The organism is Mycobacterium sp. NTMscope_Eco_3, assembly GCF_976985685.1.
The window spans coordinates 4174094-4197111 of sequence record NZ_CDRJYZ010000001.1; the positions used below are offsets into that span (position 1 = coordinate 4174094).

The 23018-nt window shown below is 67.5% G+C and carries 22 protein-coding genes and 1 pseudogene; 7 read left to right on the top strand and 16 right to left on the bottom strand.

What is annotated here, in order from left to right:
* Window positions 1-321: 321 nt before the first annotated feature.
* The 6 genes from AC0KTM_RS19205 to AC0KTM_RS19230 form a co-directional block, all read right to left on the bottom strand.
* Window positions 322-567, bottom strand: a complete 246-nt coding sequence (locus AC0KTM_RS19205) for a hypothetical protein (RefSeq protein WP_472416430.1) — start codon at window positions 565-567, stop codon at window positions 322-324.
* Between the two features lies 1 nt (window position 568).
* Window positions 569-1555: a hypothetical protein gene (locus AC0KTM_RS19210; protein WP_472416432.1), complete on the bottom strand. Its 987-nt coding sequence runs from the start codon at window positions 1553-1555 to the stop codon at window positions 569-571.
* Window positions 1556-1855 carry a hypothetical protein gene (locus tag AC0KTM_RS19215; protein ID WP_472416433.1) on the bottom strand — a complete coding sequence of 100 codons (300 nt, stop codon included), beginning with the start codon at window positions 1853-1855 and terminating at the stop codon, window positions 1556-1558.
* A gap of 272 nt (window positions 1856-2127) precedes the next feature.
* A complete protein-coding gene (gene ltrA, locus AC0KTM_RS19220; RefSeq protein ID WP_225330667.1) occupies window positions 2128-3390 on the bottom strand; it encodes a group II intron reverse transcriptase/maturase in 1263 nt (420 codons plus the stop codon).
* A gap of 944 nt (window positions 3391-4334) precedes the next feature.
* Complete coding sequence (locus tag AC0KTM_RS19225; protein ID WP_425326358.1) at window positions 4335-5318, bottom strand: GmrSD restriction endonuclease domain-containing protein; 984 nt, start codon at window positions 5316-5318, stop codon at window positions 4335-4337.
* Between the two features lie 381 nt (window positions 5319-5699).
* On the bottom strand, window positions 5700-6476 hold the full coding sequence (locus AC0KTM_RS19230; protein ID WP_238956674.1) for an SOS response-associated peptidase: 777 nt from the start codon (window positions 6474-6476) through the stop codon (window positions 5700-5702).
* Between the two features lie 67 nt (window positions 6477-6543).
* On the opposite strand from AC0KTM_RS19230, the gene aroA reads away from it, so the two are divergent.
* Both aroA and rsgA read left to right on the top strand, forming a co-directional pair.
* Entirely contained in the window at window positions 6544-7839 is a 1296-nt protein-coding gene (gene aroA, locus AC0KTM_RS19235) for a 3-phosphoshikimate 1-carboxyvinyltransferase (protein WP_225328939.1), read from the top strand.
* A complete protein-coding gene (rsgA, locus tag AC0KTM_RS19240) occupies window positions 7836-8819 on the top strand; it encodes a ribosome small subunit-dependent GTPase A (RefSeq protein ID WP_472416435.1) in 984 nt (327 codons plus the stop codon). Before aroA ends, rsgA begins: the two co-directional genes overlap by 4 nt.
* Here rsgA and AC0KTM_RS19245 read toward each other — a convergent pair.
* The gene (locus AC0KTM_RS19245; protein ID WP_225328941.1) at window positions 8803-9279 is read right to left on the bottom strand and encodes a winged helix-turn-helix transcriptional regulator; all 477 of its coding nucleotides are present in this window, start codon (window positions 9277-9279) and stop codon (window positions 8803-8805) included. The genes rsgA and AC0KTM_RS19245 overlap by 17 nt on opposite strands.
* Before the next feature lie 90 nt (window positions 9280-9369).
* On the opposite strand from AC0KTM_RS19245, the gene AC0KTM_RS19250 reads away from it, so the two are divergent.
* Genes AC0KTM_RS19250 through AC0KTM_RS19265 form a run of 4 tightly spaced genes read left to right on the top strand, consistent with a single transcriptional unit; the run spans window position 9370 to window position 12537 of the window.
* Entirely contained in the window at window positions 9370-10545 is a 1176-nt protein-coding gene (locus AC0KTM_RS19250) for a thiolase family protein (protein ID WP_225328942.1), read from the top strand.
* Between the two features lie 10 nt (window positions 10546-10555).
* Complete coding sequence (locus AC0KTM_RS19255) at window positions 10556-11047, top strand: DUF302 domain-containing protein (RefSeq protein WP_472416437.1); 492 nt, start codon at window positions 10556-10558, stop codon at window positions 11045-11047.
* A gap of 60 nt (window positions 11048-11107) precedes the next feature.
* The gene (locus AC0KTM_RS19260) at window positions 11108-11716 is read left to right on the top strand and encodes a TetR/AcrR family transcriptional regulator (RefSeq protein ID WP_238956677.1); all 609 of its coding nucleotides are present in this window, start codon (window positions 11108-11110) and stop codon (window positions 11714-11716) included.
* Entirely contained in the window at window positions 11713-12537 is an 825-nt protein-coding gene (locus AC0KTM_RS19265) for a hypothetical protein (protein WP_472416439.1), read from the top strand. The genes AC0KTM_RS19260 and AC0KTM_RS19265 overlap by 4 nt, the downstream gene beginning before the upstream one ends.
* Before the next feature lie 105 nt (window positions 12538-12642).
* Here AC0KTM_RS19265 and AC0KTM_RS19270 read toward each other — a convergent pair whose 3' ends face one another.
* The 4 genes from AC0KTM_RS19270 to AC0KTM_RS19285 all read right to left on the bottom strand — a co-directional run bounded on the left by AC0KTM_RS19270 (window position 12643) and on the right by AC0KTM_RS19285 (window position 17325).
* Window positions 12643-13926 (bottom strand): fatty acid desaturase family protein, encoded by a 1284-nt coding sequence (locus AC0KTM_RS19270; protein ID WP_238956679.1) that lies wholly within the window; start codon window positions 13924-13926, stop codon window positions 12643-12645.
* Between the two features lie 86 nt (window positions 13927-14012).
* A complete protein-coding gene (locus AC0KTM_RS19275) occupies window positions 14013-15167 on the bottom strand; it encodes a ferredoxin reductase (RefSeq protein ID WP_238957367.1) in 1155 nt (384 codons plus the stop codon).
* Between the two features lie 125 nt (window positions 15168-15292).
* Window positions 15293-15808 (bottom strand): DUF6912 family protein, encoded by a 516-nt coding sequence (locus AC0KTM_RS19280; RefSeq protein WP_238956680.1) that lies wholly within the window; start codon window positions 15806-15808, stop codon window positions 15293-15295.
* A 95-nt stretch (window positions 15809-15903) separates the two neighbouring features.
* Window positions 15904-17325 carry a WS/DGAT/MGAT family O-acyltransferase gene (locus AC0KTM_RS19285; protein ID WP_225328948.1) on the bottom strand — a complete coding sequence of 474 codons (1422 nt, stop codon included), beginning with the start codon at window positions 17323-17325 and terminating at the stop codon, window positions 15904-15906.
* A gap of 229 nt (window positions 17326-17554) precedes the next feature.
* Between AC0KTM_RS19285 and AC0KTM_RS19290 the strand changes: the two genes are divergently transcribed.
* Window positions 17555-18079, top strand: coding sequence for an Rv3235 family protein (locus tag AC0KTM_RS19290; RefSeq protein WP_225328949.1), 525 nt, complete (start codon window positions 17555-17557; stop codon window positions 18077-18079).
* A 9-nt stretch (window positions 18080-18088) separates the two neighbouring features.
* Here the strand turns inward: AC0KTM_RS19290 and AC0KTM_RS19295 are convergent, their stop codons facing one another.
* The 5 genes and pseudogenes from AC0KTM_RS19295 to AC0KTM_RS19315 all read right to left on the bottom strand — a co-directional run bounded on the left by AC0KTM_RS19295 (window position 18089) and on the right by AC0KTM_RS19315 (window position 22978).
* On the bottom strand, window positions 18089-19240 hold the full coding sequence (locus AC0KTM_RS19295) for a cation:proton antiporter (RefSeq protein WP_225328950.1): 1152 nt from the start codon (window positions 19238-19240) through the stop codon (window positions 18089-18091).
* Between the two features lie 4 nt (window positions 19241-19244).
* A complete protein-coding gene (locus tag AC0KTM_RS19300) occupies window positions 19245-19727 on the bottom strand; it encodes a cation:proton antiporter regulatory subunit (protein WP_225328951.1) in 483 nt (160 codons plus the stop codon).
* A 61-nt stretch (window positions 19728-19788) separates the two neighbouring features.
* Window positions 19789-20553 carry a methanethiol S-methyltransferase gene (gene mddA, locus AC0KTM_RS19305; protein WP_238956681.1) on the bottom strand — a complete coding sequence of 255 codons (765 nt, stop codon included), beginning with the start codon at window positions 20551-20553 and terminating at the stop codon, window positions 19789-19791.
* A 91-nt stretch (window positions 20554-20644) separates the two neighbouring features.
* A pseudogene (locus AC0KTM_RS19310) lies at window positions 20645-22199 on the bottom strand (HD domain-containing phosphohydrolase).
* Between the two features lie 32 nt (window positions 22200-22231).
* Window positions 22232-22978 carry a hypothetical protein gene (locus AC0KTM_RS19315; protein ID WP_472416440.1) on the bottom strand — a complete coding sequence of 249 codons (747 nt, stop codon included), beginning with the start codon at window positions 22976-22978 and terminating at the stop codon, window positions 22232-22234.
* Window positions 22979-23018 lie beyond the last annotated feature (40 nt).

The following is a 23018-nucleotide window of genomic DNA, read 5'->3' on the forward strand; positions in this document are numbered from 1 at the left end:
CTCACTGGGGTGCCGCGTTGGAGGGCAATCACCGCTCGGCGGAGTTGTGCCGCAAGCTTCTTGCCCAGCAGGCCCTGGTTTACGGGTTGTCGCAGGAGGTTTCAGTGAAACCGTCAAACATGGGTGTGGTGGAGGTTGACCCGGACCGGGAATCCGACGACGAGGACCTGGACGTGTTGGAGCGCATGCGCCGCGACCGTGCCCGCACTATGGGTGCCTGAAACACAAGGGGCAGGCCAACATGACTAGCCCTTGAGTTGCGCGAACTTCGGAATTTTCCGATGTTGGTGTCAAGCGAAACTCAGTCACGGCGACGGACGTTCATCGGCCTCGGCTGCGTTGAGCCCTGCGGTCGTTGACGATGACGAACGAAACGAACAGCGCCAGCATGATCACCGAGAGGATGACGAGGTTGGCCTGATTAGTGGCCACCAGCACCGCTATTAGTGCCGCCGCGATGACACCGGCTACGAGGTAGGAGGTGACGCGGTAGCGCGGGCGCCAGCCGCCCCACAGCGCCAGCACAAAGGCGCCGGAAAGGATCGCGGCCACCAGAACATTCACCATCTCACTTACTTCCCGTCAGACACTTCAGGAGACTGCCCCCCGAGACGACCGTGCCGAGGCCGCCGGCCCCAGCGATCACCAGCCCTACGCCGGTTTCTGCGGACAGTATGCCTCCAACGGTGGTGGCGAGGCTGGAACCAAAACTGGTGGTCCGCTCGATCCAGTCGTCGGTGCTGCAGTGCGTGCGGGCGTAGTCGATGTCATTGACGTGGGCCTGCAAGTCCGCGAGCTGGCCGCGTAAATACGCGGTCCTAGGATCGTTTTCGGGAAGCGACTGCACAAACTGCTGCAGATTGTCCACCAATCCTTGGGCGGTTAGTTTGGCTGGGTTCCCACCGAGGAGCATCTGCTGGAGTGCGGGACTTAGGCCACCACCGGGCGGCGGTTTGCCATCGGGAGTGTCCCAAGGCGCGATCGGTGGCGGTTGGGAGCCAGGGTTTTGATTGAAGTCAACCAACTGGACTCCGTTGCCCGCCGAGCCGAATTTGACGTTGCCCACATCGCCTGCGGCAGTGGTGATTTGACCGGCAACCTTGGCGTCTGCGGCCTCTAATTGTCCGGCGCGCGACCAGATTTGTGTGGCCATCTGTTCGGCTTGGGCTTGGCGCGCGGCCTGCTGGGCAACGCTGCCACCATGGTCGGTGTAGGAGACCGACAAGTCCTCTCCCACAGTGAATCCCGCGTTCTGGGCATCTTCGATGGCGTGCAGGGCCTGTTGCTTGGCCGTACTGATGTCACTGGCACCACTGCGCGCGATACCGGCCGCTTGGCGCAGCTGGTCGGCTTTCCCGCTGGCGACGGTCAAATCGGCTCCGGTGCGTTGCCGCAACGCATCACCCCCCGCGCCCTGCCACGCGATGGAGTGCGATTGGTTGCGCATCGTGAGAAAAGCGTCTTCCCACTGATCGGCGGTCTTGGTCCAGTAGCTGGCCGCCTCGGTCAGCTGCGCGGTGCTCCACGCCTGTATCTGGGAGAGGGTGATGGTCACCTAAACCACCGTCACCCCGGTGACCGCGCCCATCTCGCCGGCCGAGGTGGCCTCTTGGCTCGTGTAGCCAGCAGCTGCCCTAGTGACCCCGGCGGCCGTCGATTGGGTGCGGGCGCCGAAAGCTGCCGCGGCAGCGCCGATGGCCGCGTTCACAGCGTTGACCGCCGCTGTGGTCGGCTGAAACGGCGGACCCGGCGACGGCGGGGCCGCCGTTCCGGTGAGTTGGGCGCCCAGGCCCTGCCACTGTCCGGCTCTAGTCACCAGATCAGCGGGGACGACCTGCAAACCATCTGATCCCACGAGCCGGAGTTTATGTTGGCAGCGACGCCGATACCATTCACTTCGGCCGATTGGGGCCGCCGCGTGTAGAGCGCGCCCTGATCCGCGCCGTGCCGGTTGCCCCGCGCCGTGCCGTCGCGCTTGGCTGGGTGACATTTAAGAATGTACTTCAGCCGTTCGCGGTCAACCCCGCACCAACACCTACCAGTCGGGTGGCCGGAGGGGGTTGCACCCTCCGGCTCCCACGGAACCGTACGTGAACCTCTCGATTCATACGGCTCTTGTCACCTTGGTCACCAGACGGCGGGGACGGCGGTGGTCCAGGCCCAGTGCGCGAAGAACCGCGGGTATTGCTTTATCACCCGCGACCACGCTTGGTTGAATGCCCAGCGGCCCCGAAACCGGCGATATTTGTTGCGGACCCACCGCATCAGGTAGGCGTTGATGCGAGTCAGGAGGGGATACAGCGCCGACCGATAGAAGGCGCCGTAATAGTTCATCCAGCCGCGCACGATCGGGTTGATCTTGTCGGCCAGACCGGCGAAGGTATGACCGGTGCGATGGTGCAGCCGCCAGGACCGCACTTGCCGCCCGATCTTTTTCCAGGCGTCCTTGCTGATCGCGGGCAAAAACGAGACGAACATGCTCCCGTTTTTGTCCCGGACCCCGCGCGGGCGGAACGTGAAACCGAGGAACGTAAACGACGTATGCGCATAGTCACCGCGCCGTTTGCCGTCTTTGCAGTACACGATCCGGGTCTTGTCGGGATGCAGCCGCAGCCCGACCTCACCCATCCTGTCTTGCACCGCAGTCAATACCCGGTGGGCTTGGCGCTCGCTGACGCAGTGCACGACCGCGTCATCGACATAGCGCTCGAACCGCACGGTCGGAAACTCCCGAGCCAGCCACGCGTCGAACGCATAATGCAAGAACAGGTTTGCCAACACGGGCGAGACCGGCGACCCTTGCGGGGTGCCCCGGTCACGCTGTTGCAAGGTGCCGTCAGGCAGTTGCACCGGAGCTTGCAGCCACCGGCGCACATACAACATCACCCACGGCAAATCGGTGTTAGCCCCCACCGCCTTGAGCATCAGATCCCAGGACACGCTGTCGAAGAACTTCTGGATGTCCAAGTCGATCACCCAGTTGGTTTTCCAGCAGCGCTGCCGACACGCACCCACCGCGTCGATCGCCGAGCGGCCAGGGCGATAGCCGTAGGAGTCGTCGTGAAACAGCGTCTCCGCCTTCACTTTCAACTCCTCGGCCACCACCGTTTGGGCCACCCGGTCAGCCACTGTGGGTATGCCCAGCATCCTGGTCCCGCCGCCATGCGGCTTGGGTATTTCCACCGCACGCACCGGAGGCGGAAAGTAACTCCCCGACGACATCCGATTCCACACCCGATACAGATTGTTTTGCAGGTCAGACTCGAATGCCTCGATCGATACTTCGTCCACGCCCGGCGCGCCCTTGTTCGCCTTGACCTTCTCCCAAGCCTCCTGAACCGCCCACTTCGAAATCTCGAACGGCTTGCCTGGTGACTTCAACTTGTTCACCCGACTCCTCCCGAACCCCAACGGGTCTCGGTTGATCCAACGAACACGTCACAGATGACCTGGCCCCTTCGCTTCACTCCCATTACAGAAGCTTCACCACTACTACGAGCCAGTCCGCCAGCCGGACCCGCGACGGTACTCACACCCATGCTGCGCATGGGCTACTCCCTATCTCCCACGTCAAACACGAACGGGACGTATCGGTTCCGGCCTTCTCCTGTTCCATGCAAAAGCCGCAGACCGGGCTCGCGTCGCCTTCATGCCGGACACCGCCTGGCCAATCAATGGGCACCCGCCAAGCTCGTCCCGGGATCGGATAAACACCCCGGTTTTGATGTCACCTGTTTTTCTTACGACACGTCAGCAGCGATTCGCTTGCGCTCGCCTTCCCGGTCCCCACCTGACGCGTCACACGCGCCTTTTCCACATCGTTCACCACGATCGCGTCACCGCTCTCGCAGCATGTGGCGGTTTGAAGCCTCCCCCCACAGGGCGGCTCCGAAGGGCCAGCAATCCTTCATCTCCTGCACAGCACCGCTTCCAGAAGCGCTACCTACATCAACACTCCCTTCCGCGTTCAGGACACACCCACCCCGAAAAACTCCTCCACCACGAACACGACGACGACGAAGCCGACAACCCCGGCGCGGCATGAGCGATTGCATCGCGGCCGCCCAGATCCATCATCCGAATCGGCCCGGCCGGCAACCTACTTGGCGTTGAGTAGTCCGCCGACGTCCGTTAATCGAGTACGCCCTCGACGTTCCAACCACCGACTCACGCTGATGGTCGCCCAGCTGTGGTTGAGGACCAGCCGGTGAATCCTTGCTCAATCCAGGCCATAGTGCATCAGGTATAAGTAACGGGCGCCACGAACATTGTTGCGGCGAAAGAGTATTCGCGAAACCTGTAACTCGACTACGCCTTGCGGCTGATCCGACGGATTATTCGCAAGCTACGCCATCGTCGTCACGGTCTAACCCAGGTCGGTATCCGGGTTGTCCGACGTAGATGGGTGCCGCGTGGGCAGCCCTTGCAGCCTTGCAGTTCGGGTAGTACACAGACGAATCACCGCTGGACGCCGGGGTGGTCGGCGACGGAACGACTTGAGTACTGGTTTCCGGCGCAGCAGGTGTGATCATGTCGGTCGCGGGAGCGACGGCGGGCCCACCACAGGTCGCGAGTACCCGAGCGATGGCATCGTGCTCCGCCTGCGTCACCCACAGCCCATAGGTGGACTTCACATCGACGATGCGGGAAACGTACGTGCAGCGGTAGGACTTGTTGGGCGGCAACCACGTTGCAGCATCGCCGTCGCCTTTCTGCTCGTTGACCGACCCGGTGGTGGCCTGAAGATTGATTGGGTCGTTGGCGAAGTTGCGGCGTCGGGCTGCGTCCCACTGCTGCGCCCCTTTCTGCCATGCATCCGACAACGCGACAACGTGGTCGATCTGCACTTGTGAGGACGTGCCCTGGCCGCGATGGAACTCCACAGTGTTGCCGGTGTAGGGGTCGTGTAATACCCCGGCGACCACGGTGCAGCCGTTCGATTCGGGTTTGAGTTCGACTGCAACGAGGTCACGCCGGAGGATGTCGTTGCGTGTGTCGCAGCCGTTGTGCCCGTAGGTCGCGCTCACGTCGTCGGTCCACGCGGGTCCGAACTGGCTGCGGTCATAACCGGTCTTCGGCGCGCGTCCCTTGATTGGCAGTGTGGCGAGTTTGACCGACGTAGCCGTGGCATCCAGGGATGCTGACGATGCCGCCGGACTGGACGCGGAAGTCATGAGTGTCGTGGGCGCAGTGTTGGGCATCGAGTCGGCGCGGCCGTTATCGGCGAGCACGCTGATCAAAAGAAGCGTGCCGACGAAGGCCCCGGCGATCAAAACCGACCGATTAGTGGCGAACTTCTTCGCTCTGGCGAAGCCCATGTTGATGTTCGGTGACTCGAGTGTCATCGCGCGGCCTCCAGGTCATCAGGGTCCTTACCACCGGCATCGGTGCGCTCACTCTCGCCAGTGCCACTCCCGTGAGCATTTGTTAATGCCTCGTTAACAAATCCAGGAGCCTAGCCCAGCGACCCGCTGATTACTGCGAATTTGGTGAACTAACGTCCGGTTTAGTCAACTTGACTCGCCGGGCCTGCGGACGGGCCTTCGCCGGTCGCGCGCTCCTACACGTCGACGGCATCGCGAGGGACGCCATCAAGCTCGACGGAATACCTGACACCTTCTTCGCACACGCCGTTTGAATCTCGTTCTCAGGCGCGATCTTCGAATCAGTCAGCTGCCGCATGACCCGCGCGGATAGCGCTAGAGAAGCCGCGCCTGCTCGGGCTCCGGCTCGGCCGGCTCGAGTAGCTGCGGGCCGTTGTTGCGCACGTTGTTGACCAACGTCGACACCTCACGCGTGCGGATGGCGCGCACGTCGGGCGTGCGGGCCAGCAGTTGTTCATCGATCGGGGCGTCGGGGTCGAGCCACCGGTCCCAATCGCGCTCGGGCATCACCAACGGCATCCGATCGTGGATCTGCGCGAGCTCCCCGGGCGCGTCGGTGGTGATGATTGTGCAGCTCAGCAGCGGCGACGCATCCTTGGCCGGCTTCCACACCGACCACAGGCCCGCCATGAACAGCGGCTCGCCGTCCTCCCGGTACATGAAAAACGGTGTCTTGCGGGACTTCTTGCCGGCCGCGGCGTCGGAATTGACCCGCCATTCGTAGTAGCCGTCCATCGGGATCAGGCAACGCTTGGACTTGGCGCTGGTCCGGAAGGCCGGCGAGCTGGTGACCTTGTCGGCGCGGGCGTTGATCAGCATCGGGCCCTTGGTTTCGGGCGCGCCGTCGGCGCCCGCCTTGGCCCACGGCGGCACCAATCCCCAGCGCATCAGACGCACCCGCCGCGTCGGCTCGTCCTCGGGTTCGGAATGCCGGCTGACGACGGTCGCGATGGTCGAGGTCGGAGCCACGTTGTAGTTAGGGCCGGTCGAACCGGCGTCGCCTCCAGCCGCGGCGCCGGTGGTCTCGTCGATCGCTTTGATCTTCTGGGCCAACAGGGCCGGGTCGGTCGTGACCGCGAACCGTCCGCACATACCTCCATGGTGGCAGAGCGCGAACTCCTATTGGTGGCAACAACCGGTGACAGGCGATGATGGACCGGTGACTACGTGGACGGCCCCCCAGGCACCGCAACCGGTGCACGCGACCGTGACCGTTCCCGGTTCGAAATCGCAGACCAACCGGACCCTGGTGCTGGCGGCGCTGGCGGCCGCGCAGGGCCAAGGCACCCCGACCATCAGCGGGGCGCTGCGCAGCCGGGACACCGACCTGATGATCGGCGCGCTGCGCACGCTGGGCTTGCACGTCGACGGCGACGGGACGGAATTGACGGTCAGCGGCCGCGTGGTGCCGGAACCGATGGCACAGGTCGATTGCGGCCTGGCGGGCACGGTGCTGCGCTTCGTCCCGCCGCTGGCGGCGCTCGCCGAATCGATCGTGGAGTTCGACGGCGACGAGCAGGCCAGGGCGCGGCCCATCGTCCCGCTGCTGGATGCGCTGCGCGGGCTGGGCGTGCGGATCGACGGCTCGGGGCTGCCGTTCCGGGTCCTGGGCACCGGTTCGGTCACCGGCGGCACCGTGGAGATCGACGCCTCGGCCTCGTCGCAGTTCGTCTCCGGGTTGCTGTTGTGCGCGGCCTCTTTCGACGACGGGCTGACGGTGCGACACACCGGTTCGGCGCTGCCGTCGGCGCCGCACATCGCGATGACGGTGGTGATGCTGCGCCAGGCCGGCGTCGACATCGACGACTCCGTCCCCAACCGCTGGCGGGTGCGGCCGGGGCCGGTCGCGGCCCGGCACTGGGAGGTCGAACCGGACCTCACCAACGCCGTTCCGTTCCTGGCGGCGGCCGTGGTCACCGGCGGCGCGGTGCGCATCACCGGCTGGCCGGCGAACAGCGTGCAACCCGCCGACCACATTCTGGACGTGTTGGGCAAGATGAATGCCGTTGTCACCCAACATGATTCGTACCTGGAGGCGCGCGGCTCCAAGGACTACGTCGGTTTTGACGTCGACCTGCGCGCGGTCGGCGAGCTGACACCGTCGGTGGCCGCCCTGGCGGCGCTGGCCACCCCGGGATCGGTGTCGCGCCTGTCCGGCATCGCCCACTTGCGCGGCCACGAGACCGATCGGCTCGCCGCGCTGAGCACCGAAATCAACCGCCTGGGCGGCGATTGCACCGAAACGCCCGACGGCCTGGTGATCACGGCGACACCGCTGCGGCCGGGGGTCTGGCGCGCGTACGCCGACCACCGGATGGCGATGGCGGGCGCGATCGTCGGGCTGCGGGTGGCCGGCGTCGAGGTGGACGACATCGGCGCGACCACCAAGACGCTGCCGGACTTTCCGCGGCTGTGGGCCCAGATGCTGACAGCCCAGGAAGACCACGGCATGTGAAGCCCGGCGACTACGACGAGTCCGACGTCAAGATCCGCTCCGGCCGGGGTTCGCGGCCGCGGACGAAGACGCGTCCCGAGCACGCCGACGCCCAGGCCGCCATGGTGGTCAGTGTCGACCGCGGCCGCTGGGGATGCGTGCTGGGCGGTGACGTCGACCGTCGGGTCACCGCCATGCGGGCCCGGGAACTGGGCCGCACGCCGATCGTGGTCGGCGACGAGGTCGATGTGGTCGGCGATCTGTCCGGGCGGACGGACACGCTGGCCCGCATCGTGCGTCGCGGCGAGCGCCGAACTGTGTTGCGGCGCACCGCCGATGACACCGACCCGACCGAACGGGTGGTGGTCGCCAACGCCGACCAGCTGCTGATCGTGGTGGCGCTCGCCGACCCGCCTCCCCGCACCGGGCTGGTGGACCGGACGCTGATCGCCGCCTACGCCGGCGGACTCACGCCGATCCTGTGCCTGACCAAGACCGACCTCGCCCCGCCGGAGCCGTTCGCGGAGCAGTTCGTCGACCTGGATCTGACGGTGGTCGTCGCGGGCCGCGACGATCCCCTACTCGCCGTCGCGGACCTGCTCGCCGGCAAGATCACCGTGCTGCTCGGGCATTCCGGCGTCGGCAAGTCGACGTTGGTGAACCGGCTGGTGCCCGACGCGGACCGCGCCGTCGGCGACGTGACCGACATCGGCCGGGGGCGGCACACCTCCACCCAATCGGTAGCGCTGCCTCTATCGACATCGGGCTGGGTGATCGACACGCCGGGCATCCGATCCTTCGGGCTGGCGCACATCAAGCCCGACGACGTCATGATGGCGTTCTCGGATTTGGCGGACGCCATCGAGGACTGCCCGCGCGGCTGTGGGCACATGGGTCCGCCGGCCGACCCCGAGTGCGCGCTGGACACGCTGACCGGGCCGGCCGTCCGGCGCGTCGCCGCCGCCCGCCGGCTGCTGACCGCGCTCAACCAGACTTCTTAGCCAGCCGCACGCCGAGTTCGTCGGGCGGCACCAAATGACCTTCGGCGCACCGGATTTCGACGCCCACCTCGGCTCCGCAGCCCAGGTGCGTCAGCCGCAGCCGGTGGCGCCCCGGCAGATGGTGCCTCCCCCACTCGAACATCGCCCACACCACCGGCATGAAATCGATGCCCGCCTGGGTGAGCACGTACTCGTCGCGGCTGCGCTGGCCGGGCTCCTGATAGGGCTGGCGCCGTAGCAGTCCCAGCTCGACCAGCTCGGCCAGCCGCGCCGAGGTGGCGGCCTTGGTGATGCCAACCCGACGGGCGAAGTCGTCGAAACGCGTGGTGCCGTAGTACGCCTCGCGCATGATCAGCATCGCGGATTTGGTACCGACGACGGCCATCGTCTTTTCGATCGCGCACTCGCCCACCGCCGACCAGGCGTCGCGGTCGGCCAGCGGACCTTGCAGCAGTGTCATCTAGATCACCTCCGCAGCTGGGTTGCTTTCAGCATACCGAGGTGTTTACCTAGGTATAGCTAGGTATATCCAGATGCTCAAGGAGGAGCCATGAACCGCGACGCCGTCATCGTCGGAGCAGTCCGCACCCCCATCGGCAAGGGCAAAGCCAGTGGCGCGCTGCATAACGTGCTGCCCGCCGACCTGCTCGCGCACAGCCTGCGGGAACTGGTGGGGCGCACCGGCGTCGATCCGGCGCAGGTCGACGATGTCATCGCCGGCGCCGTGACCCAGGTCGGCGACCAGGCCGTCAACATCGCCCGCAACGCCCTGCTGGGTGCGGGATTCCCGGAGACGGTGCCCGGCGTCACCATCGACCGCCAGTGCGGCAGCAGCCAGCAGGCCATCAGCTTCGCGGCCCAGGGTGTGATCGCCGGCGCCTACGACCTGGTCATCGCCGCCGGCGTGGAATCGATGGGGCGCGTCCCGATGGGCAGCCAGGTGTCGCCGGGCAGCAACCCATTCGGCGAGGGCATGGACGCACGGTATCCCGACGGCCTGGTGCCACAAGGCATCAGCGCCGAACTGATCGCCGCGAAGTGGGGCTTTTCGCGCAGCGAGCTCGACGAGTTCTCCGCCGGCAGCCACGAGAAGGCCGCCCGTGCCACCAAGGAAGGGCTGTTCGACAACGAGCTCATCCCGATCGCCGGGCTCGCCACCGACGAGATCATCCGGCCCGGCACGACGGTGCAGACACTGGCCGGATTGCAGCCGGCGTTCTACAGCGACGCAATGAAAGCCCGCTTCCCGCAGATCAATTGGGAGATCACCCCGGGTAACTCATCGCCGCTGTCGGACGGCAGCGCCGCAGTCATGATCACCAGCAGTGAGGTCGCCCAGAAACTGGGCCTGCGCCCGCTGGCGCGAATCCACACCACCACCGTGGTGGGCTCCGACCCGCTCTACATGCTGACCGGCGTGATTCCCGCCACCGAGAAGGTGTTACGGCGCGCCGGGCTGACGCTGGCCGACATCGACCTGTTCGAGGTGAACGAGGCGTTCGCTCCCGTCGTGCTGGCCTGGGCAAAGGACACCGGCGCGGATCTGGCCAAGACGAACGTCAACGGCGGCGCGATCGCGATCGGTCATCCCTTGGGCGCCAGCGGCGCTCGCATCATGACCACGCTCGTCAACGCTCTGGAGCAGCGCGGCGGTCGGTACGGGCTGCAGACGATGTGTGAGGGCGGCGGCATGGCCAACGCCACCATCATCGAGCGACTGGGCTAGCGGGGGCGTCATGCCGGAAACCCATTTCGACGGCGTCCGAATGCGCTACGACAGCGCCAAGAGTTACGACGAGCTGGTCGCCGCGCTGCTGGCCGACATCGGCCAAGATCCGGTGCCGATCAACGACATCGCGACGTCCACCGATGACTGGCGAACATACGAGGACCGCGTCGAATCCCACGTCGGCCCAAGTGGATTCATGCTGTTCGGGGTCGTCGACCACGGCGCCTGGATCGGCAAGGCCGGGATCGACCGCAAGGCGTTGCGCGTCATCCTGGGCAACCCGTTGATCGCCATCACCATGCTGCGCCACGACGTGACCGCGGGCCTGTTCGCGCCCGTCGAGCTGCTGCTCACCGACAACGGCACCGGCAGCAGCTTGACCTATGTCAAGCCGTCGTCGCTGATGGTCGTCGAGCCCAATCCCGAGTTGCTCAGCGCCGCCGAGCAACTCGACGCCAAGCTGGCGGCACTGGCCGTAAAGGTGACCGGGGGCTCCTGAATCGCAAATTCGCTGACGCCTGTCATTGACGGCCGTCAGCAATTGGCGTACCGTGCGTGCATGGCGTCGCCACGCGGATCATCCCCGGCCAGTTCGCCGGCCGCGAGCGTCCGGGAGGCCCGGCGGCTCGAGACCCGGGCGCGCTTGTTCGACGCGGCATTGTCCGAAATCTCCCAGCGTGGGTTTGCCGCCGCTGACGTCAGCGCCATCGCGGCTGCCGCGGGCGTGGTGCGGGGGACGTTCTACTTCCACTTCCCGACCAAGGAGCACGTCCTTATCGAGGTGGAGCGCAACGAGGAGACCCGGATCATCAGCGAACTCGGCGACGCCAAGGGCGATCTGGCGTCGGTGCTTTCACAACTCGTAGCGCACGTTCTCAGTGCCGAACGCCGGCTGGGCGACGTCGTTTTCCGGGACATGCTCGGACTGCATTTCTCCTCGACCCGTCCGGTCGAAGACGAGTTGACGCAGCATCCCCTCGCTCAGTTCCTGGTGGGCGTGATCAGCCGGGCCCAAGACGAGGGACACGTGTCCTCCGAAGTCGACGCATCGGAGCTCGGAATGTTCTTCCTGACCGGGCTATTCGCGCTGCTCGCCACCGGGGCGCACGACGCTGCGCTGTTAAGTCGTTACGTGACAACGATTGTCAACGGGATGGAGAAACGATGAATCGCACGGGCATCGAGGGCTACCGGGACTTCTTGGCCAGACGTGACGGCGAAGCCGACCTGCTGAACAGGCGGTTGGCGAATCGAGAACGGTTCTTCAACGAACTCGAAGCCAACCCCGTCCGGTCGGCACATCCCGCCGACCGGCAGACGTTCCTGCGCAACCTGCGCCGGCGGCGACCAGAACCCGGCCTGGACCCCAAGATGCTGTTCCCGCTGGCGACCGCCAAACTGAATCAGGCGGAGCGGTTCGGCGTGGGACTCGGCGAAACCTACGGGCGCAACAGCGACGAGAGGCTGCCGCCCGAGAACGTCTACCTCGAACTCGAGGAGCACTACCACACTCGACTGCTGGCGTACGCGCTGGACGTGTTCGATCTGACCTTCCAGGTTGTCCCGCCGCCTTTCGTGATGCGCCAGTTCGTCAAGACGGGCGTATTCCTCCCCGAACGGCTCGGCTTCATGTTCGTCGGGGCCGCAGAGATGGCCGGCTGCATCATGTTTGACGAATTGCGCCGGGTGGGCAGAAGGCTGTTCGCCGACGAACCCGACGTCGCCGAGCGGATCGAACTGCTCTACAGCGAGATCCTCACCGACGAGATCGGCCACGTCGGCTACTGCGCGTCACGCTGCACCTCCGCCGAGCGGGCGATCATGCGCCGCATCTACCCGTACATCGGGCGGCTTTTCGCGCGTCAGACCGCGGAGATCAGTCTGCTCGTCGACACGAAGGCACTGGGCGCCCGGCTCGACCGCCCGTTCGATGTCGACGAACTCACCGCCGACCTGGGCAACGAGACCTACCTCGTCACGCACCCCTGACCTGACGACCGCGCCGAGCGTGCTCTCCGCGCGGGAAATCAGCGAAACACGAGCAGCGAGTACACGTTCGGCGTTGCCCTAGGCGAGTCCGTCGGGCAGAGAGCCCTAAGCGGCCAGGCCGTCGTCAAGACGCGCCGCTGCGACCGCCCGCTTCCCGCGCCGCCAACCGCGCACGGCGGCGATCGCGGACTTGAGCCCGCGGCGGCGGCCGGTGGCCGGATCGGTACCCAGGAAACCCGGCTCGAGTTCGGCGAACATCCGCTCGCTGCGGGTCTCCGGGGCGTTGTCGGCGTCGTCGCGCAAGTACTTGTTCGGCAGCGACAGCTTGGCCAGCGTGCGCCACGTCTTCGCGTACTGGAGCAGGAAAGACCCTGTGGTGTAAGGCAAGTCGTACTTGTCGCAGACCTGGCGCACCCGCACCGAGATCTCGTGCAGCCGGTTGCTCGGCAGATCGGGGTATAGGTGGTGCTCGATCTGGTGGCACAGGTTGCCGCTCATGAACCTCAGCGCCGGGCCGGCCTCGAAGTTGGCGCTGCCCAGCATCTGTCGCAGATACCACTGCCCCTTGGTCTCGCCGATCATGTCCGTCTTGGTGAATTTCTCTGCGCCGTCGGGGAAATGGCCGCAGAAGATCACCGCGTTGGCCCACACGTTGCGAATCACGTTGGCGAGCGCGTTGGCCTTCAGCGTGGACATGTAGGTGGCTCCGGGTGACAACGAGGTCAGCGCGGGGAACGCCACGTAGTCCTTGAACACCTGCCGCCCGGCCTTGGCCAGGAATTCGTCGACCCGCTGCCGGGCTTCGTCGTTGTCCATGCGGCGCTTGGCGATCTTGCCGAGCTCCACGTGCTGCAGGCCGACGCCCCACTCGAAGAGGAGGGCCAGCAAGGTGTTGTAGACCAGGTTGAAGACGTTGAAGCGCTTCCAGCGCTGGTCGCGGGTGACGCGCAGCAGGCCGTAGCCGACGTCGTCGTCCATCCCGAGGATGTTGGTGTACTTGTGGTGCACGAAGTTGTGGGTGTAGCGCCAGTGCTTGGACGACCCGCTCATGTCCCACTCCCACGTCGAGGAGTGAATCTCCGGGTCGTTCATCCAGTCCCACTGGCCGTGCATGACGTTGTGGCCGATCTCCATGTTCTCGACGATCTTGGCCACGCCCAGGGTCGCCGTCCCCGCCCACCAGGCCGAGCGCCGCGAGCTGGCGGCCAGCAGCAGCCGGCCGGTTACCTCGAGCGCGCGCTGGGCCGCGATGGTGCGGCGGATGTAGCGGGCGTCCCGCTCGCCGCGCGAGTCTTCCACGTCCTGGCGGATGGCATCGAGCTCCACGGCCAGGTTTTCGATATCGGCGTCCGTCAGATGGGCGAATACGTCGACGTCGGTGATCGCCATCGTCTTCTTCTCCCTGCGGTCGTTTGTTCGGTACGAGACCTACGCTATCGTAACCTACGAAGCCGTAGGTTACCTGTGAGTAGCCTTTAAATGTCGAGCACGCAATCGCCGGACGCGGCCGACACACAGGTCTGCACCCGGGTCCCCGGGTCGTGCTCCTGGCCGGTCCGCAGGTCGCGGACGTGCCCCTCCACCAGGCTGACCACGCACGACTGGCAGATACCCATGCGGCACCCGAAGGGCATCTGCACCCCGGCGCTCTCCCCCGCATCCATCAACGACGTCGCCGCGTCGGCCGTGACGGCGCGTCCGCTTTGCGCGAAGGTGACCGTTCCGCCGGCGCCGGCGGGTGCGGCCTTGGACACCGCGAACCGCTCGAGATGCAAACGCTCGGCGACGCCCGCGGCCGACCATAGGCGTTCCGCCGCGGTGAGCAGGCCCTCCGGCCCGCAGGCCCAGGTCTGGCGCTCGCGCCAATCCGGTACGTCGGCGTCCAGCACGGACAGGTCGAGCCGGCCCTGGGTACGCGTCTCGCGCAGCTGCAACCGATAGCCCGGGTGGTCGGCCTGCAGCGCGGCCAGCTCGCCGCGAAACATCACGTGGGACTCGGTGGGCGCCGAATGCAGGTGGGCGATGTCACCGATTTGGTTGCGGCGCACCAGGGTTCGCAACATCGACATCACGGGCGTGATCCCGGAGCCGGCGGTGAGGAACAGGATCGACGGCGGCGCGGGATCGGGCAAAACGAAGTTGCCCTGCGGCGCGGCCAACCGGACGACGGTGCCCGGCTCAACACCGGCCACCAGGTGCGACGAGAGGAACCCCTCCGGCATCGCCTTGACCGTGATGGTCACGGTGCGCGCCGAACCGGAGCGCGCGGGCGTCGGCGCCGGGGTCGACGTGAGCGAGTACGACCGCCAGCGCCAGCGGCCGTCCATCAGCAGTCCGATGCCGATGTACTGGCCCGGCTGGTAGTCGAAGTTGAAGCCCCAGCCCGGCTTGATGACCAGGGTCGCGGAGTCCTCCGTCTCGCGGCGCACCTGCAGGACCCGTCCTCGCAGTTCGCGCGCCGACCAGAGCGGATTGGCCAGGTGCAGATAGTCGTCGGGCAGCAGCGGCGTCGTGATGCGCGCGGCGAGCTTGCGCAGGGCATGCCAGCCGGGGTGCCGGTCGGCGCCGGCGACCACGGGTCGCTTGGTGTCGACGACGTTGCCCGTGATCGACGGGTTCCGTTTGCCCAGAGGAAGCTCCTGCTCACGACGTGGCGCTTTGCTTACGCTCACATTGTGGTCGATTCTGTGCGCTTCACGAAACCTACGGTACCGTAACCTACGGTGTCGTAGCTAGCGCTGCCGTCTCGAATGCCTCACATCAGCTCGAGCAAGAACGGCAGTTCCTGGTTTGCGTACCAGGCCAGATCGTGGTCTTGCGCGTCGCCGACGATCAGGTCGGCGTCCTCATCGCCCAGGTCAGCGGCGTCGACGGCCTCGATGGCCCTGGCCACCGCCTCTTCGGCGCCGGCATTGTCGACGTACGCGGCGATCACGTCCTCGATCGCGACCGCGCCGGGCAGCCTGACCACGGCGTCGTCGAGGTCGGGACGGTAGGTGACCCCGGATGCGTCGAAGTCGACGTCGGCGGCCACAACCGCGCGGCGCGGCGGCAGGGATTCCGAAGGCGCGTCGCCGGCCAGCAGGCGCAGCGACGCCAGCGCCGCCTCGCGCAGCGCCACGTCGGCGAGCTCGTCGTCGTCGCCCTCGGCGTAGGCCTCGCGCAACTTCGGCGTCAGCGCGAACGCCGTGCCGTTGACCGGCCGCACCGAGCCGTCGGCGACGAGCCGCTGCAGCATGGCCAGCGTGGCGGGGATGTAGACGACCGTCATGTGCGGCTAGCTCGGCGCGGAGGCGTCGGAAATCGTGGGCGCGGCTGGCTTCACAGCAACGAATGATAGCCGCACGCAGGGGTTTTCACCGCCGACTAGGACCGTGACGCCTCCAGCAGCTCCTCGAGCGCCTGGCCCAGCAGTCCCGGCAGCAGGTCGACGTCGCTCATGGCCTCGCGGTCGGCGTTGATTCCGTAGTAGAGCATGCCGTTGTACGAGGTCACGCCGATCGCCAGCGCCTGGTTCTGCAGCAGCGGCGGCACCGTGTAGGTCTCCAGCAACTTGGTGCCGGCGACGTACATCTGCGACTGGGCGCCGGGCGCGTTGGTGATCAGGAGGTTGAACGTGCGCTTGGAGAAGCTCGGGAAACTGGTCGCGACGCGGATTCCCATGGCGTGCAGCGTGGGCGGGGCGAATCCCGACAGCGTGACGATGGTCCTGGCGTCCACCAGTTGGGCCGCCGTCGGGTTGGACTCGGTGGCGTGCGCGATCTGCGAGAGCCGCACCACGGCGTTCGGCTCCCCCACCGGCAGGTCGACGAGGAACGGCATGACCTGGCTGATCGCCTGGCCGGGGCCGCTCGCGTCGAGGTCGCCGTCGTCGTACACCGACAGCGGCGCCATCGCCCGCACCGTCGCGGTCGGCGACACCGCCACCCCACGCGACATCAGCCAGTTGCCCAGCGCGCCGGCGATCACCGCGAGCACCACGTCGTTGACGTCGCAGTCGTAGCGGGCCCGCACGGCGCGGTAGTCGTCGAGGTTGCCGGTGGCGACGGTGAACCGGCGATGACGCGAAACGGTGGCATTGAGCGGGCTGCTGGGCGCGTCGCCGCGGGCCAGGTTGCGCACGAAATCGAACGCCCGGCGGCCGGCGCCGACGAGCTCGCCGTAGTTGGTCACCAGGCCGCCGATCGCGGACCCGACGGCCTGCAGCTGCGCGCTCGGACCGACCAGCCACTCACCGATCGCGCCCAGCACCAGCCGGGTGTTGCCCGGGTCGCGCTCCGGGATCCAGATGTCTTCGGGGGCCGGGGGTGGGCGCTTGGTCCGGTCGCTGATGACGTGGTTGATCTCCAGCGCCGCCATCCCGTTGATCAGCGCTTGATGCGACTTGGTGTAGAGGGCGAGCCGGTTCTTGGACAGGCCCTCGACCAGGTACATCTCCCAGAGCGGCCGCGTCTTGTCCAGCGGCCGCGCGGCCAGCCGCGCGATCAGCTCGTGCAGCTGGCCGTCGCTGCCCGGTGAGGGCAGCGCCGAGCGTCGCACGTGATAGGTGATGTCGAAGTCGTTGTCGTCGATCCACACCGGCCGGACCGTGCCGACCGGCACCTCCCGGACCTTCTGCCGGTAGCGCGGAATCTGGGGCAGCCGCTGCTCGACGGTGCCCAGCAGCGTCTCGTAGCTCAGCCCGGCACGCGGACGGCGCAGGATGGCCAGCGATCCGACGTACATGGGCGTGGCGGTGTTTTCCAGCCGATAGAACGACGCGTCCGGCGGGGACAACCGGGTCACCATTCGGCGCAGTCCTCCTCGTCGATTCATCGCCTGTCGCCTCAAGCGATGTCTCGCCCACCGTAATCGCCCGCCCCGGGGCGCGCGTCGGGATGGGGACGCGCGATCGCAGAGTTATGTAATGATGACCACTGTCTGCCCCTCTCCAGCAGGCTTCCGGTCCGGCCGAAGAGTTGGAGAGTGCGCGTTGAACAGTAGCCCCGTTGCGAATCCGCCTGGCGCCTTCACCGTCATGCCCGTCGTCGATTACGAGCCGGAAACCCGGGACGTGCCGCGTGCCGTCCCGCCGTGCCGGCCGGCCTCGCGGGCCCCGTTACGCCGCCGCAGCGCACACCCTGCGCCCCGGCCCTACACCGGGCAACCCAGCAGAGCGCCGGCGCCGGATTCGGCCACGGTCATGTCCGCGCGGATGCGCCAGGCGGCGAGCTTCGCCGACGCCGCGCTGCGGCGCGTGCTGGAGGTCATCGACCGGCGCCGCCCGGCCGCCCAGCTGAATCCGTTGCTGGCGCCCAGCCTGGTGGATTCGGTTGTCGCGGTAGGGCGTTCGGCCGCCGGGCAGGCGCACGGTCACGCGGGTGCCGCGGTGTTGCGCCGCCTGCGATTACAGCCGGCGGGCCACCGGGACCCGGACACGGCGGCCGAGGTCTTCGGCTCCTACAGCCGCGGGAACCGCATCCACGCCATCGCCTGCCGGGTGGAGCAGGTGAGCCTGGCGAGCGGGGTCCGATGGATGGTGGTCGCCCTGCACATCGGGTGACCGCGCCGGTCACCTCGCCGCGGCGGCCGTCCGCGGACCGCCGGTATAGCGGGTCAGCACCGGCCCCATGATCGCCATGACGAAAACGTAGGACGTCGCCAGCGCGGCGACGGCGGGCAGCGACTTGCCGGCCAATCCGATGATGATCAACGAGAATTCGCCGCGCGCGATCAGCGCGGTGCCCGCGCGCAGTTGACCGCGCCGCGCCACCCCGTCGTGCCGGGCGGCGAACATCCCGGTCGCCACCTTGGTCGCCGCGGTCACCGCGGCCAGGATCAGTGCCGCGGGAAGCATGGGGATCAGCTCCTGCGGGTCCACCGAGTAGCCGATCGCCAGGAAGAAGATGGCGGCGAACAGATCGCGCAACGGCCCCAGCACCTGGCGGGCCCGCTCGGCGGTTTCCCCGGTCAGCGTCAGGCCCACCAGGAATGCGCCCACGGCGGCCGAGGCGTGCAGCGACTCGGCCACCGCCGCCACGATCAGCGTGATGCCCAGCACCCGCAGCATCAGCTGTTCGGAGTCGGGGTGTTCGACCAGCCGGTCCACGTGGTGGCCCCAGCGGTAGGAGGCGGCGAACGCCGCCATCAGGGCGCCCACCGCCACCACCATGCCGCCGACGGCGCGCAGCCACCCGCCGCCCGACGCCAGGACGGCGAACAGCGGCAGGTAGGCGGCCATCGCGAAGTCTTCGAGCACCAGCACCGAGAGCACCGCCGGTGTTTCCCGGTTACCGAGCCGCTGCAGATCCTCCAGCAGCCGTGCGATGACGCCCGACGAGGAGATGTAGGTGACGCCGGCCAGGCACAGGATGGCCACGCCATCCAGTCCCAGCAGCCAGCCGGCGATCGCGCCGGGCGCGGCGTTCAAGACGACATCGACGGCCGCGGACGGCAGGTGATGGCGCATGCTGCTGGAGAATTCGGCCGCCGAGAACTCGCAGCCCAGGGTGAGCAGCAGCAGCACGACGCCGATGGGCGCGCTGGTGGTGATGAACTCCCCGCCGGCGGCCATCGGCAGGATCCCGCCATTGCCCAGGGCCAGGCCCGCCAGCAGGTACACCGGGATGGGCGACAACGCGAATCGGCGTGCGGCGGCGCCCAATACGGCCAGCGTGGCCAGGAGGGCGCCGAGTTGTAGCAACAGCGTCCCCGAGATTTGCACCGGCTCAACCTTTGTCGATGATTTGCTCGACGCCGGCGATGCCGTCTTCGGTGCCGATCACGATCAGAACGTCCCGGACATGCAGCATCTCCGCGGGGCCCGGCGAGGCCAGCACTTCCTCGTTGCGCACGATGGCGACGATGGACGCCCCGGTGCGGGTGCGGGCGCGGGTGTCTCCCAGCGGGTGGTCCACGAACGGGCTGCCCGCCAGGATGTGCACCTGCCCGGTCTCGAGCCCGGGTATCTCGCGGGCCAGCTCGGTGAACCGCTCGGCGATCCGGGGCGCCCCCAGGATCTGGGCCACGGCCTCGGCCTCCTGGTCGTTGAGGTGGAGCAGCGGCCGGGCCTCGTCCGGATCCTCACGGGTATAGACGACGACGTCGAAATCGCCGCTGCGCCGCGCGATGATGCCGATGCGGTCGCCGTTGCGATCGGTGAACTCGTAACGAAGACCGACCCCGGGCAGCAACACCTCCTTGACATCCATGCCGTCAATCCTGACAGGTCGCGCGGCCCGCCGTCAGCGGACCGCGACGCTTGCCCGAGCGCTAATGCAGCTCCGCCGGTTGGGCGGGATCGCGGCGCGGCCGGTGTCCCAGCGGCAACAGCATCGGCACCCGGCGACGGTAGTCGCGATACTGCTCACCGAGCGCCTCCACCAGGTCGTGCTCTTCCAGATGGGTGGCGACCAGGATGTAGCCCGTCATGGCGACCGAGAACAGCAGGTGCCCGGCCGTCATGGTAGGGACCGCCCAGAAGACGATGACGAAACCGAGCATGAGCGGGTGGCGCACCAGCCGGTACAGCATCCGGGCGTGAAAACCTATGTGCGTGTAGGGTTTTCCGCGCCACGCCAGGTACACCTGGCGAAGGCCGAACAGGTCGAAGTGGCTGACCATGAACGTCGCGGCCAGCGCGATCGCCCAGCCGAGCCAGAACAACGTCCACAGCACCAGGCGCCCGGCCGGCAGCCGCACGTCCCAGACGACGGCCGGCATCGTCCGCCATTGCCAGTAGAGCAGCACCAGCACGACGCTCGACAGCACCACATAGGTGCTGCGCTCGATCGGCGACGGCACCAACCGCGTCCACCACGTCTTGAACGACGGCCGCGCCATGACGCTGTGCTGGACGGCGAACACGGCGAGCAGCACGATGTTGATCAGCACGGCCTGACCGGCGGGCGACGAGATCCCGTGATCGACGGTTCGCGGCACCCAGAAGTTTCCCAGGAAGGCCACGAGGTACAGGAATGCGGCGAGAAAGAGCAGGTAAGCGGCGGCGCCGTAACCGACTATCAAGAATCGCTTCATTCGCTGATTGTGCGCCTCGCCGGCGCGTTTGAACATGGGGCGGATGCCTCATTTTCGGCCGCGCCCGGCACGTTTCCGGCCGTCGTCCGGGTTAGCTGGGCGCCGTGGTCACCAGGCCGTGCCGCAGCGCGTACATGCTGGCGCCGATGCGGTTCGATACGCCGATCTTGGCGTACGTTCGCTCGACGTGGTTGCGGGCCGTCTTCTCGCTGATCACCAACGATGCCGCGATCTCCTTGTTGGAGGCACCCCTCGCAACCAGGCGCAGCACCTCGATTTCCCTGGGGGTCAGGCCATCCGGCCGCGGGGTCGGCCGTTGCGCGGGTTGGCCGGCCGCGTGCAACACCGCCTCGACGGCGACCGGTTCGAGTTCACCGGCCTGCGCGCGCCCGCGCAGCCGGCGGGCCGCCGCCTCGGCCGGCATCGCTTCCCGGTACGGCCTTGGCTCGCAGGCGGACTGGTAACGGACGGCGGCGGCAGGATGCGGTCCGGCATGTGCAGCGCGGGCCCGGCCAGCCCGCGCGGATACCCCGAGCCGTTGAGGCATTCGTGGTGATTGCCCGCGACCTCGGCCAGCTGCCGCACCCCGGGGACCTGGTTGAGGATCCGTACCGTCAGGTACGGATGCAGCCGTACCCGCTCGAATTCCGATGCGCTCAACGGTCCCGGCCGGGACCAGATCTGATTCGACACCCCGATGCGGCCGAGGTCATGGACGTGGCCCGCGCGCCGGGTCAGGGTCACCGCGTCGGCATCAGCCCGGCGGCCAGCGCCGCTTCGCCCGCGAGCCGGGCCACCGCGCGCGAATGCCCAAGGGTGAACGGGCATTTCAGGTCGACGAAGTCACCCAGCGCGACGAGCAACGCGTCCAGCGACGAATCGTCAAGTCGCTGATGGCGATCGGGCGCCTCGCCCAGCGCCGCCGCCCACGCGTCGCCGGCCGGCGGCCCGGCCAGGATCGCCTCGGCGTCGCGCAGGAACGCGTCGGCGACCCGGGGATCGAACTGCCCGCCGCGCCGGCCCCGCACCATGGCCGCGGCGCCGGCGACGCCGTAGGTGCGGTGGTGCACCTCGACCATATCGGCGAGTTGCGCGATGCGCATCTGGATCGGGATGGCCTCGCCCCGGGCGCCCGCGGGCAGGCCGCCGCCGTCGTAACGCTCGAAGGCGAACGCGAGCGCGGCCTGCACGTCGGAGCCCAGGCCGATGCGATCGGCCAGCAGGGCCGCCGACGCGCAGTGCGAGTGGATCAACCGGGAGATGTGACCGCGCGCGTCGGCGAATAGCGTTGCCATCACGGCCATTCGATGCGCGAGCGGCTGGCCGCGACCGACGTTGCTCACCAGGAAACGCAGGTAGGGAAACCCGGACCAGTCGACCAGGTAGGAGTCATGGCGCACGGCGATGTCGTCGCCGAACCATCGCGCGTATTCGTGGGAGTCCGCGTGGCAGCCGATCCACATGATCAGGGTGGTGTAGTAGGCGCAGTCGCGCTGTTCTGCCGCCAGCCCGAGTCGGTCCGCGAGCCTGGTCGCGATGAGCGCCGCCCGGAGCATGTGCTCGGCGGGCTGGCCGAGGCCGAGATCGATCGCCACCGACAACGCCGCCAGCAACTCCGCCCGCGTCGGTAGTTCGGGCTCTGACATGAGCCTCATTGTGCCCAGCTAACCGCTGCCGGTCACCCGATTGGGACGGTGCGCCGCACGGCCTGATGCCGGCCCGGGTCGAAGGTGTCGAAGTGCCCGGAGCCCACCGCGAACACGCCGCGTTGCGGCGGCCGGAAGCCGGCCAGCCTCGCCTGCGGGTGCAGCGGCCCGACCGGTCCGAGGTCCACCTCGCGCAAGATCGCCCGCGAGTGCCTCACCGTCCACACCCGCGCGGGCGCGATCATGAATCGCTGGCCGTTGGGCACGGTTCCGGCGAGCCGGATCCGCCCGGCCCGCAGCGTCGGCCCGGCGACTCGACCGAGGACGGCCAGGACCGCCCGATTGGTCCACGCCCACGTCGGCAACCGCTCGCCGATCGTGCTCATCAGCCGCGTCGACCATGTGGCGTGGAGATCGATCTGCCAGGCCAGCAGGCCCGGGATTTCGACGAACAACGACCACGGCGTGACCCAGGCGACGTCGATGTCGCACTGGACGGCGTCGTGGCGGGTCGCCGCGGAGAAGAAGCGGGCGCAGCTCTGTGGACCCGGCGTCGTCGCGTAAAAGGTCCAGGCATCGTCGGGGTCGCGGTGCCACACCGACCGATAGCCGGGCGAGAACGACGTCGCCGGGAATTGCCGCAACGCCAGGTAATGCCCGCTGGCGAAGGGAAGACCCATGACGCCGAAACCGACGAAGCGTTCGTCACTTCCCGCGGGCAGGACGGGGTGGTGCAGGACGGCCGTGGCGGCGTCGAGCGGGGTGCGCGCTGTGGTCATGCCGGGATGGTCCACGCGAACGTCGCCCCCGCGCATGGGG